The 12,295-nt window shown below is 54.6% G+C and carries 6 protein-coding genes; 1 reads left to right on the top strand and 5 read right to left on the bottom strand.

Annotation, left to right across the window (positions count from 1 at the left end; all coding sequences use genetic code 11):
- Positions 1–218: 218 nt before the first annotated feature.
- The gene (locus ACFOLG_RS01850; protein WP_386087788.1) at positions 219–854 is read left to right on the top strand and encodes a carbonic anhydrase; all 636 of its coding nucleotides are present in this window, start codon (positions 219–221) and stop codon (positions 852–854) included.
- A 318-nt stretch (positions 855–1,172) separates the two neighbouring features.
- On the opposite strand, the gene ACFOLG_RS01845 is transcribed toward ACFOLG_RS01850, so the two are convergent.
- The 5 genes from ACFOLG_RS01845 to ACFOLG_RS01825 form a co-directional block, all read right to left on the bottom strand.
- A complete protein-coding gene (locus ACFOLG_RS01845; RefSeq protein ID WP_386087786.1) occupies positions 1,173–2,558 on the bottom strand; it encodes a hypothetical protein in 1,386 nt (461 codons plus the stop codon).
- Positions 2,559–3,369: 811 nt separating this feature from the next.
- Complete coding sequence (locus ACFOLG_RS01840; RefSeq protein ID WP_386087784.1) at positions 3,370–6,975, bottom strand: helicase-related protein; 3,606 nt, start codon at positions 6,973–6,975, stop codon at positions 3,370–3,372.
- Positions 6,972–9,128, bottom strand: a complete 2,157-nt coding sequence (locus tag ACFOLG_RS01835) for a hypothetical protein (protein WP_386087782.1) — start codon at positions 9,126–9,128, stop codon at positions 6,972–6,974. The genes ACFOLG_RS01840 and ACFOLG_RS01835 overlap by 4 nt, the downstream gene beginning before the upstream one ends.
- Positions 9,125–10,474, bottom strand: coding sequence for a hypothetical protein (locus ACFOLG_RS01830; RefSeq protein ID WP_386087780.1), 1,350 nt, complete (start codon positions 10,472–10,474; stop codon positions 9,125–9,127). Before ACFOLG_RS01830 ends, ACFOLG_RS01835 begins: the two co-directional genes overlap by 4 nt.
- Positions 10,475–10,836: 362 nt before the next feature.
- Positions 10,837–11,667, bottom strand: coding sequence for a DUF6602 domain-containing protein (locus ACFOLG_RS01825; protein WP_386087778.1), 831 nt, complete (start codon positions 11,665–11,667; stop codon positions 10,837–10,839).
- Positions 11,668–12,295: the final 628 nt, after the last annotated feature.

Here is a 12,295-nt window from a genome sequence, read left to right as displayed (position 1 = left end):
GGGGAAGTCGGGAGTTGGTTGTGGCGGTAACATAGCCATCCTGCCGCCGGCAGCCTGAAACATTGCGCCGGCAATTGTGTGTTATTTTAGCGGCCACACCGGTTTCCACACCGAAACCCGACCCTATTTGCAGCATGGCCATATTCGCATGGCTTAATTGCCCGGGCGAATTTCCCCTGGGTAGTGCATGGTTATTTCGCATTCGGAGATATTCATTAATGCAGAAGATTATCGACGGTTTTTTGAAGTTTCAAAAAGAGGTTTACCCGACCAGAACGGATTTATTCAAAAAGCTGGCTGGGCAGCAAAATCCAAACGTGCTGTTTGTTACCTGTTCCGATAGCCGGGTGGTGCCGGAACTGCTAACCCAGCAAGAGCCGGGCGACCTGTTTGTGATCCGCAATGCCGGCAATATCGTGCCGCCTTACGGCCCGGAACCGGGCGGCGTATCGGCCACGGTGGAATATGCAGTGTCGGTACTCAAGATCACCGATATCGTGATCTGCGGCCACTCCAACTGCGGCGCCATGGCCGCCATTTCCAGCTGCCAGTGCCTGGACCACCTGCCGGCAGTATCCCACTGGCTGCGCTATGCCGATGCCGCCAAGGTGATTGTTTCCTCGCGTGAATATGCCGATCAACAGGAAAAGGCCGATGCGCTGGTGCGCGAAAACGTGGTGGCACAGCTGGCGAATATCCGCACCCATCCGGCGGTGGCGCTGGCCATTTCACAGGGCCGACTGAACCTGCATGGCTGGGTGTACAACATCGAAAACGGCGCCATCGAGGCGCTGGATGGTAACAGCATGCAGTTTGTGCCGTTGGAGAGTAATCAGCTGGTGAATGCGACCTGATTGCTTGATGTGGTTTGTAAATGTAAAAGGCCCTGCGATGCAGGGCCTTTTTTCAATTGCAGTAGATTTATGGTAGTTAAACCTCGGCGTAACGGTGGCTATGAGGCGGCACGGTGTCAGCATCCAAATCCGTAGACCAGATAAGTCGCAGGCGCATCCGGGAACCCATCAACGTTGGCCGCAAGGCAAAACGTGAGCGGAGGAGGGGGCAGCAGCACGCAGTTAGTATCCAGAGTAAATTTCCAGGTGCGCTTAAGCCTATCCGGACTGCGAATAAAGAAAAAACCCGGAGCGATGTCCGGGCTACTTGCTATCTTTTTATTCTGGCGGAGTTGTGTCTTCTAGCGCATCAAATTGATTTACATCACCATTTTTCGAGGCATGCAGGATGTAATAAGCCTTTGGTGTTAGGGTGTATATTCTTTTTTTCTTGTGTTCTTCGTCATTTCGTTCTTCAACTAATTTTAAGTCTTTTAGCGTGTTGATGACGTTGCTATAGGATCCTTGGGGAATATTAAATAATTCGTAATCGCCCGATTTAAATGTTCCATCCATGGTCGGGGTGGATGCAATATTTAGTATGCGCCAACAGTTCTTCGTTATTCGTTTTCCAATTGCTTTTAGTGCTTCATTTGTTTGTAGTATTATCCATTCCTTGTATTTTTGTGATTTGTCAATTGCTGATTTTGGGAGGGGCTCGCCTGCAATTGATTTTAGATCAATGTACTGACAAAAATTTTCCGCCTCACCAAGGAGGTCCCTGGTATTAACCTTTATAAGGTTTGCTAAATCAATAAATTCAGTTTCGTTTATCGGGATGTAGGAGGATGGTTTTGCAAATTTTTCTGTTCGGGTTTCGTAGATTTTCGCTGCATTGGCGATGTTGATGCTCGGTACTTCAATGGTGTTGTCAATAAAGGCTTTGAGCCATGCGGTATTGAGTTTAAGCACACTATTGTTTGCACCACAAAGAACAAATTTCAAGCCCTTTTGATTTAGTAGGGTGTCTCTTTTTTTCTCAAAAAACTCAATAAGCTTCTCTGCTTCATCCATTAGTTCAAAATTATCAATGACACAAATAATGAAGCTGTTTCTTTGTGGGAATAATGTATCCAGCCATGATTTGATTGTGCCAATGAATGCAGTCTTGCCGTGGGCGGGGTGGGTGTTTAAGGACTTGCTTTTGTCGAATCCACCGATGGCTGCAATTGAAAGTCCACCGTCTTTAAATGTTGGGTCATTGATGCAATGTCGATATTCTTCGTAATAAGGCAGAACCGCCCATGAAAAGTCAGAATTTCCATCTTTGATGGAGTAGATTTTTTTTGCAATAGCAAGAAAAATAGAAAATTCGAAATCTTCGTCAGTGTGGGATTTTTCGTATTTTATATTTTCAAAACAGGAGTAAATGTGGCGATTGCTCGTCTTGTTATTTCTTGCTTTATTTGCAAGCTCCTCCAAAATAAAGGCGGCAACGTTTGCAAGGCTAGTCTTTCCAACACCAACTCCACCATTGAGGGAAGATATTTTCCCCCATGTTGAAAATGAAGGGATCACTTGTTTTTGAAGTAGTTCATCGCGACCGACAAGAAGATCCAGTCCCTCTTGGTCTGCATTGAGTGAGAAGTGTGCGAAAGGACTCTTTTCATACTTCCATTTTGTCCACTTATCTTGGGGGAGAGAAAATATATCAATACTGGCCATTAACGTCTCCAAAAAAAAGCACACTCCAGAGTGTGCCTTTTGCATATCTAAATGTCAATATAATGATGTCAGAGTAGCCAAAGCTTGAAAATAACGTTCCTTAAAACTCAATGACTTATGCGGGTTTAGTTGTGAAAAGTTTGATCAGTAATACAGGCAAAGATTGAAATTTCTGGTTGTTACAGCCAAAGGTTGAAATGATCTGGGGGAGGGGCTGTCCGCATACATGAGGAGTACTGTATTTGGGTGGTGCTCGAGTTGTTTTCGCTGCAGGTTATGTGCGGATTGATGCAGTTACGTATCGGCAGAGAGTGGGAGCTGTAGAGAGGGGGCGATGCCAGTCAAAATCGGAGGTGCTAGCGTTGTTTGCTGGCGATGCTGCGGATTGATCACCGTGCCGCTTGAAGTTGACCAAGGCACTGCCGTTTGCTTACCTACTTTGTTGCAGACACGTACGCCCTATGCAGTATGTGGCGGGGGGCTCGATTGACAGGCAAAAAAACTATCAAAGGGTCAACGGCAGGCAACAAAGTAAACCTGAATTCCCCTTCTCCCCAAAGGCAATAGCTCAGCCGAAGTGATCGTTAGGCCGATTGCACGGGGACAACTGCTACTGATCTACTGCCAGTAGATAGCAAATGCATTAAATTTCGTGGATCACAGATCAAAATCTTGCCATTCACAACTTGGGTTTAGCAATCTGGATCTCACTGAAGCGGACTCGAAAACGAGCGAAAATTAAACTTGTCGCTCAATTTTCCTTTGACATGATGGTGCATCAGCCGCATACGTCATGAACCTAGCGCGACAGTTAAGACTCTATGGCATCCGTTCGGTAATCGCCTGATGCTGCGACGGACAAGTCTATTTTCAGGAAATCGAGCAGAAGATCAGGAAGAGGTGGCACATCCGTGTCGCCCGCCGACACCTCGTCGGTCGTCCCAGCCGATTCGGCATCCAGCACCTTCCGCGTCGAGCCTTCGTCGTCGAGTTCTTCTTCGTCGGGCACGTCACTGGGAAATTCGAGCCGGCCCATTAGGACTTCGAACTTTTGCGCCCGTGCGTGTAGCACTTCGTACTGAAATTTTTCATAGGCATGCGCGAGAAAGGGAATGCCGACATAAATCTGCAAGTTCTGGCTCTCGGCAAGAGAGCCAACCCGGTCGACTCGACCTATCCGCTGCTCGAGCTTCGCAGGATTCCATGGAAGGTCATGGTGGATCACGTCGGCGCAGTAGCGGTGTAGATCGATCCCTTCGGATCCGATCGCCGTACAAACGAGGATATCCGGTACCAAAGGGCTATTGAACGCGGCGCAGCGATTGACTCGGGTGTCACCATTCACGCCGCCACTCAGTTCGGCTACCAGCCAGCTTTCGGTCAGGAACACACCCTTCCACAGACTCTGACGCTTCGAACTCTGAACGGCCTTGCGGTTGAGACTGCCTTCGGCCTCTAGGAGTGCCGTCAGGTATTCGCCGACGCGGTCCCAGGGCGTCGAGAGGTTCGCACCAAGACTAGTTTCGGAGGCAATTGTCATCGTTCGCAAGGCAGCAACAACGCCGCCCTCGCGCCGCCGGAGTCGCGGCACCAGATCCGGCCGTAGAAGAACCTTCTGGAAACCCTGTGGAATCTGGAGCATCAAGAGTTCCGCCGAATCGTCGCCGAGCCGCGCAAACTCTTGGCCCATCAGTTCCCAGAGCCTAACGTGGAACACGCCGTCGTCAGCTGGGTCGTGCCAGATGTTCGCCGGGGCAGACGAACCGCCGCCATCGCCATGACCGAGAACCGCCAGTAGCACGGTTTCGACTGAGTCCATGCCAATGTCTTCATGGGCATCATCGTCGACCTCGATGAGATCGGCGGCCTCGCCTCCCTTGATCCGCAGGTAGATCTTCAGTGCCGACGTGTTCCCAGAGAACTTGCCGGTCTCGGCGCCGTCGAGCAGCTTAGCCATTCTGGCGGCGATATTGGCTAGCTTTCGATCGCCGATGACATCGAGCAGACGCCGAAGAAGGACGAGGTCCACGAGCTTGGCCATCGACCTCGGACTCAGCCTGGTACCGAGCTGCTGCTGAATGTTGCGAACGCTCGCCGCCAAGGCGGCAAGTTCGTCGCGTATCAGGCCTGGTATCCCGATGACGCTTTCAGGTGGCAAGTTGGCGAGTAGCGAACGAGCCCAGTAGAGGTCGACGAGCAGGTGTTCCTTCATCAGCACCTTGCGACTCCGAACGACGAATTCCTCGCCTCGCCTGGCGGCACTTGCATCATCCAGCACAGATACTAACGACCGGGCATCGCCGCCGCGAAGTAAGGCTTCGAGAATGCGCTGATTGAGCAGCTCGCCGATTTCGTCGAGGGTCGCGTAGCGTTCGCAGAAGATCAGGGTCTTGAGCCCTCGTCGCCAATTCTCGAAGGCTCGCGAAACCGTCGCCTCGACTTTAGGGTGCACACGATGCTGCATCGCCCGATTGAAAAATCCAAGATATGCACGGGTATCGTCCGAAAGGGCGCCGGACTGCTTCAAGTGGTCGTTGCTCTCACGGAAAGCCGCGTTGCTCGAAGTCAGTCCGAGCAGGACGTGAGCATTCTTCTCCTCTCCCGGGCCATCGAGGTCGGCACGCACCATCTGGTCGAGACGCATGGCGAGGAAATTCGCCACCGTATTGGCCGAATCGCCGTATCCGGGCACTTTGTAGAGCGTGCGTCGTTCATGTGCCGCATCGATGGGATCACGCCCGATCGTGCGGAACTCGCAACCGGCATGAAAATGGCGCTTGTCCCTCTGTTTTGTGTGCCGTACGATGAACTCGAAAAGCCGGGCACGCAATTCGACAATCGACGTCCGATAGCGTAGTGTGGCCTGCGCGAAATCGGCAAGTCCACCAGCGGCGGCGTGTGACAGTTCGTCTTGCAGGATGGTCGCGATGCTCTCCGCGGCGGTCTCTGCCGGAAAAGCGTCGGCTAGCCGCTTGGCCTGTTCCGGCATGAGCCGCTTCCAGGCCTGGAGAAAATCCCAACTGGCGGCAAGGCAGGAAGCGGCAGCCCCTCCGTCTCGCAACAGATCCGAAATCGCTGCGATCGAACGGTCGGCCTCGTCCATTTCGGAACAGTGTATGCTACCGCTGGCATATTGGAAAACTCGTTCCAGTTCTCCCTCGTGAATCTGAAAAGGGGTCGCCGACATGATCAGTTTCCGCTCAATGAAGGGCGCGAACTGATTCTGGAAGCGCTCAGCTCCGTTGCCGCCGTTCTTCCAGTTGTGGACTTCATCAACCACCGCAAGGCCGATTCCGGCCTCGGCCATCTTCAGGGCGACGGCCTCCATGCCAATCGTGCGCAAACACTTGATCGCCGCCTCTGCGTCGCTCGCTTCCCGCAGCAGACCAAGCAATTCTTCCTTTCTGTTATTCGCCGCCAGTGCTCGATCAACCGCCGATTTCATCCCCCACAGGTCGACATTTCTGTAGCTCATGAGACGCTCGAAATATTTCGCCCATCGCTCATGGGGGACATGAGGCAGCAGCGCGGTGTCCGACAGGAATTTCAGTGCAGCCTCGACGGTCTTGGCCCATCGCCCGGCCAGGGCTCGGGCGGTAATGAAGGTATTGAACAGCTGGGTACGCTCGTTATCGCGTCGCGACTGACGTCTCAGGGCACCCATTCCGAGCACGAAAACATTCGGTTCGAAAAGGTCCTGACGCGAACCGAACTCCTTGAGCAGGCGCTTTATCTCGCTGCCGCGCTCCGCGGATTCATCGAGTAGCCGGCGCAGGCGGTCATTCGAGCCGTTGCATTCGTCGAGGAACTCCTCGACAGCCTGCGGTGAAATCCGCGAGCAGAAATCCAAGTAATCCGGCTCAATTTCATTGAGGCCATTGGCCTCTTCCCACTGCCGATATCGTTTGCGTGATCGGCGCGTCCTGTCTGCCCATTTCTTAACAACATAGGCAAAACACCTGAGGCTCGATTCGGTCACGTAAGACTGCGGCTGATTGCCGTAGTCATGCAGATTGCCGACCAGGTCCCAGTAATCCGAAATCAGCAGTGGTCGCAGTTGCTTCCGCTGACCGCCGCCCGCGCCGATGTCGGCTTCGGTGGCGAAGGGGCGCAGGTAGTTCTTGTTGAACGACCGAATTTCCTGCTCCCACTTCGTCCGGAGAATGCTGTTGGGTGGCACGACCAGCATCACCCTGCGGTCGTTCGCGTCGGTCTGGAATACATGCTGCGCCATCGCAGCCAACGCGACATAAGTCTTGCCCATGCCGACCTCGTCGGCGAGCAGGACGGTCCGGAATCCCTTGCCGAAGCGCTCGTTGATCGCATCTGCCGTCTGCAACTGACGATCCCAATCGGCCTGGATTGACGGATCATGAGTCTCGGTTCGGAGAATCTCATCCAGCTTGCGTACTTTCATCTTCCTTCTCCTTCAAGCACGAAGGCGACATAATCCCCAAGCAGGCGGCCGTCCGGCCGTTCCTTTGCGGGCGCCGTCGTAGCGCCGGACAAGCCGCGCAATAAGGCGACAACAGGCCGTATCCAGGCCTCGAACAGCGCGGCCTCCGGTGGAGGCAGACCTTTAGCCAATCGTCTTGCCAACAGCAACAGCTCACCCAGCTTGAACGCCGAACTGTCCAGGCTGCCGGCCTGTCGTGTGACATCGGCAGGTACCTCGCGCAACAGGATGCGCGATAGCGCCGCTAACGGCTCTGCCACGTGCCCGCGAAGTTCGGCGATTCGCTGTTCTGCGGGCAGCGAATCGATTCTCCGCCGCCGCGCAGCAAACTCGCGCTCGACACGCGAAAACTGCGAGAGGTAGGCCTGCATCGCGATCACCGGGTTCTTCTCGCGCTCGACCGCGAAAAAACTACTGTCTGGAAGGTCTTCGCCCGACGCTTCACCGGGTACGAACTCGCCCGGCGTACCGACGCCTGCCGTACTACTCCCGGGATTCAGGTAGTAGGACATCCAGTCCCAGCTCGTCGGATGCACAAACGATTCGCGCTCGGCGACGAGCTCGCCGTGATACTGGAACGGCAGGTAATAGGCATGTTCGCGATACAAGCGATGCTTTAAGCATAGATTCCGCCCGCCGACGAGCAGCTGGCTAAATTCGCGTCTGGGCAGGTTCTGCGACAGGCTCTCCGAGCCATTTGTCCATCTTGGTTGCAGACGGACGCCCCCCCAGGAAATCTCATAGTCGTCGAGAGTTCCGGTATCCGCTCTATTGCCGGCCTCCACCAGTTCGAAGACGAAGCGAAAGTGCTCGGGCTCTGTCCCGGGTTGGAGCGAAACCATCTCGACGAAGCCGGGGAAGTAGCCGTCCTCTGAATAGCCCTCGTCATCGGCCAGCGGCGACGCAGCGACCGGGATCGTTTCCGGGAGCGTCGCGTAGTGGTCTTCCGGCCGCGCGCGGATCCCGTGGAGGATGCTTTCGCGCAACTTGTCGGCCGGTTCCACACGGCGAACCAAGCCGAGCTCGAAGTTTGCCCCCAGCCATGCCTTGGTGCTGAAATTGGCGCTGCCGAGATAGACCATGCAGCCCGATTTGCCCTCCAGGATGAGCAGTTTGGCGTGCAGCTTGCGGCGAATCTCGGCCCCATTGAGCGAATTTCCCTGCCCCCCCGAGTCGGTCGCCAGGCTCTTGCGTTCCTCTTCCGGAACGAGTTCGGGGACGAGAAACAACTCACCACGATTGACACCACCAAAGTGCCGCCTGGACAAGTCCCTGGCCGCCAGCTCCGAGGTCACTAAGCTTAGTCGCTCGATCGACGGAAAGCGCGACTTGAGCGCCGCGGCGAATCCGCCGTCGCCCGTCCCGGCTTGAAGGTCGAAGAACGGCGATACGGCCAGTGCGGCAAACGGCAGTTCACCGGGGAAGAACTCTGCCCAGCGCTGCACCAGCTGATCCAGCCCGGCCAGGCGTGAATCCGCACCAGCCTCGGCATACCCCGAAACCACCAGGTGTTCGACTGGCACAGTAGTTGGCACGGGCATCGCCAACAGCCGCTCGTCAAGCGCCTCGACGATCGTTAGCAGGGCGGAATGCGACGACTCGCGCACCCTTGCCAGACAGAAGCGCCTCAAGAAGTCGGCCCACTCCCAAAGCAAACGTGGATCAGATTGCTGAATCTCATCCGACGCGCCGCCTCCCCAGCAGAAATAGTCAAAGACCTCGCGGTTCCTGAACAGGCCGGTGAAAGTGAGGTTGAACGAGCCAAGCACTAGGTGCACGCGCGTCGTGGTGACAATCAGGTAGGCCTTCGAATGGTGGCAAGACCAAGCCCCGGACTTCCACGGATGAAGTTCCAGAAATTGCGGAAGCTTCGGCGCTTCGGGCGTCTTCCGAGAGTCGTAGATCACCACCGGCCGGATGTCACATAGTACCTTCAGTTGTGCCTGCCGGAGTTCGAAGTCGGTTTCCAAGTCGTTGCCGCAGACCAGGTTCTGCAATTGCTGGTCGTCGAACTCGTAGGTCAGGACGAGGATATGCCTGATGGGATCCTCTTTGCGTCGGGAAAAAATCTCGGCAGTGATATCCCTGAAGCTACGGTAGCTCGGGGCGGTCATGGGCGCACCCCGTTGGCGTAGCGCCGCCAGGTTTCGGCCCGAAGGAAGTGCCAGTCACGCCGATAGCGCCAGCGCAGCCGATGCGGAAGATCGGACGGATTGGCCGAGATCGCAGCGATAAATCGGGCGAAATCATTAACGTCGACCTTGTCCCTTACCGCGACATGCTCGCCATCGATATAGGCCATCGCACCCTTACTCTTCTGATGGCTGGCGTGGTGCTCGAGAACCGCGGTTACTAGATAGCCTGCCGATTTCGCTGTTGCCATCGACTCGAACAGGGTGCCCGGCTGCACAGCACCCGGCAATGCCAGATAGGGTTCAGCCAGACGCTTTGCCAGTTCGAACAGCACTTCGGGGATCCCGACGTCAACCGGAAGATTGGGGCGTGTCTCGTCGAGGCGGAGAACGTATTCCCAGTCGAGAATCGCCTGAGCAACTGCTGCCAGCATCTCGAATCCGTCAGCTAGGCGCAACCGGTTCGTCAGTTCAGGCTCCCCCTGCCAATGCTCGATCGCCGTCGGGAAAAAGCTCGCCCGCTGCCTCGCACGTTCCACGTCGTCGGAGCCGTTACCGCCGGCATAAAGGCCGAGATCGCCTAGAGACAAGGGCGACTCCCATAGCTGGCGAGTATCGCGATGAGTGCGACAGTACTCCTCGATCAAGTCGAGCCACACCGCCTTTTCGCCTGCCGACGGCAGCCCGGCGATCGGGAAAAGTCCTACTGCACGGTCGAAACCGGGAATTTCAGTGGCCTGTTTTCCCGCATCCCATTGCCTGAGAAGATCATCGAAGTCGAGATTGCCGCGCCGGCGCCAGGCTTCGGCCAGTCTTTGGCCCACCGGCGTCAGATTCACGCCTTTTGCATCGAGCAGGCCCCAGAACATCGACGGACTCGAATAGTGACCGAGTGTGCCGTAATTTAATCGTTGGTAGAGTGGCAAGAATGACCGGGCGCCGGGTAGCGAGAGATCGCCCTCTTGGAGCAGCGGCTTGAACTTGGTCACATTGAGGATGGATACCGCGGCCGCAGCCACTTCGCCCTGCTGACCGCCTTTGCCGTCCCTGCCCGCTGGATCGGGCGGGCGTTCCCATACGTTGATCAGTCCCCAGAGAATCTCGAGGTCACGGAATCGCCGCGAAAAGTCGCGCTGGCCGGGCGCCACGCCCGCGCGCCGCAGATAGTCATAGGCGCAGCAGAGAAAGCCGTGATACGCAGGATGGTTCGAAAGTACCGTGAACTGCCGAAATAACTTGTCAGCAAGGGCCGAGGAAGGCTTGAGAAAGCCAAGCGGATCGACCGAACCCGGCACCTTTTCGAGCATGATGTATTGGGAAAATATCAAGCGGAACTCCCAATTGATTTGAACGCCCGTGTGAGAGAGAAGAACCCTATGAAATCCGCCCACATACGCCAGCAAAATGATGATATAGCAGCCATGCTAGCACAAGAGCATGGTCGGCTGCTTTGGCCGACGACCTGCCGCTGCTCCAGGTGGGAAGGCAGCAGGTCGGCCATTGCGGCCGTTGATGGTGGTAGTCCGGTGCGACAGCAATGCAGCAGTTAGCTGACGTTGCCGTGATCAGGCAGCCGAACGGCGGCTCTCTTGGGCGAACGCGTGCTAACGACCCAAAGCGGAATTGCCCACATGAAAAAACAGACGTTCGATATTTGAAATACCCGGCTGGCGCCATCAGGTTCAGTTTTTTATTTACTAGATATGTTGCTTACGAGGGAAACATCATCCACGGCAAAGCGTTCGATATAAGGGCGTCCGAAAAGCCACCTTCCCTCAAGTGCGCTGGCGGCTTGTGTAAGTAGCATGAATAACACAAGCAAATTTCCATCTTTCGACCCACACCAAACCCATTGTCGGCTGTCATGTTGCATGCGAGTTTTATCAGTTATGTATGTAATTGCAGACGTGTCCGCCTGCATAAACCCTCTCCCTAGAACAAAAATTCCGTCTATGCTTGGCCAGGCAGTGCGTTGGCAGTCGTTATGATTCGCAGGAAGATGCGGGAGAACTATTTGGTGACTGCCATGAGCTCTGTTCAACCAGTCGGCAATGGTCTCGTGTGATGCAGGGCCTTCATAGGCAATCACATAACTCAATATTCCTGGTTTTTCGTGACCGGTTTCAAAGCAAGTTTCGAAAGAGCGGTTTAATTTTTTGACAGCCTTTGCTGCACCAACTACTTGTTCGATTGCTGCTTCATTCAAAACTGATTTGACCTCAATTATGGCTACTACAGATTCAGCAAGAAATGCCGTAATGCCACCTCCGATAGTCAGTCTAGGGTATTCCTTTCGGTAAATGACAATATCAATTTGATTTCGTGGCTCTCTTGGCTTGGAGTCTGCATCAATTATTTCTCCTGAGCCAATACCCAGTTTTTCGCTGAGATGATTCTCAAGAAACTCCTTGATGAACACCTCGCGTGGCGTTCCTCGATGAAGATTGTGCCCAGTATTGCTTGCGACTTCAGAGATTGCCAAGATTGTTTTCTCGATAGCGGAGAAGTGACTTTGGAGCATGGATATTCCTATCGCCTAACGTGAAGTGGGCGGCATCTTTGCCATATAAGCTGGTGAATCATTTTTCCCAAGGGGATTGGATACACAAACGACTGGTTTGGGTAGCGCAACTCACGGACCGCTTCTGGCCGACAGTACGCATTGGCAATAGCTTCTCGAAAGCGGCCATTGCCCTTCCGGACTCCAGTGTGAATGACTGCTATCTGGTACAGCGCTCCATCGGCAGATCCCGGAGCAAAGTGGTCGCACAGATACGCCACTAATCGCACCGCAGAGCAGTAGCAACTAGCTGGGCGAACACCCAGCAGCTACTAAGCCTTGATGACTGGATATGGAGCAGCATCAGCACCAGCATTGCTTGCCCGAAATGGTCAGCTCTTGCCGGCATAGGTGGTCAGCTGCACCGGAATCTGCAAGTCCAATCAGGGGGCTAGTTCAGTAGCTACGACTGGCCAGGCCTCCTGAACGCACGTCACTTCATGCCCTGCATGAGTAAGCAGGGAAACTACCTCAGTAACATGGTAGCGGGAGCCCATCAAGCGGAAAGTATATCGCGAACGGGATTAAGTGTGCTGCGATATATTTAATTGCCCTGGCATGGTTTAGAATGGTGGCTATCATCGGAATT

This window comes from Vogesella facilis, assembly GCF_042648525.1.
Taxonomy (GTDB): Bacteria; Pseudomonadota; Gammaproteobacteria; order Burkholderiales; family Chromobacteriaceae; genus Vogesella; species Vogesella facilis.
Note: the sequence above shows the minus strand (reverse complement) of the source record. Positions and strands in the feature narration are given on the sequence as shown.

What these genes read in the sequence shown, in the direction of transcription:
- ACFOLG_RS01840 (WP_386087784.1), bottom strand. Translation starts at nt 6,975, where the DNA reads ATGAAAGTACGCAAGCTGGATGAGATTCTCCGAACCGAGACTCATGAT.
- ACFOLG_RS01845 (WP_386087786.1), bottom strand. Translation starts at nt 2,558, where the DNA reads ATGGCCAGTATTGATATATTTTCTCTCCCCCAAGATAAGTGGACAAAA.
- ACFOLG_RS01850 (WP_386087788.1), top strand. Translation starts at nt 219, where the DNA reads ATGCAGAAGATTATCGACGGTTTTTTGAAGTTTCAAAAAGAGGTTTAC.
- ACFOLG_RS01835 (WP_386087782.1), bottom strand. Translation starts at nt 9,128, where the DNA reads ATGACCGCCCCGAGCTACCGTAGCTTCAGGGATATCACTGCCGAGATT.
- ACFOLG_RS01825 (WP_386087778.1), bottom strand. Translation starts at nt 11,667, where the DNA reads ATGCTCCAAAGTCACTTCTCCGCTATCGAGAAAACAATCTTGGCAATC.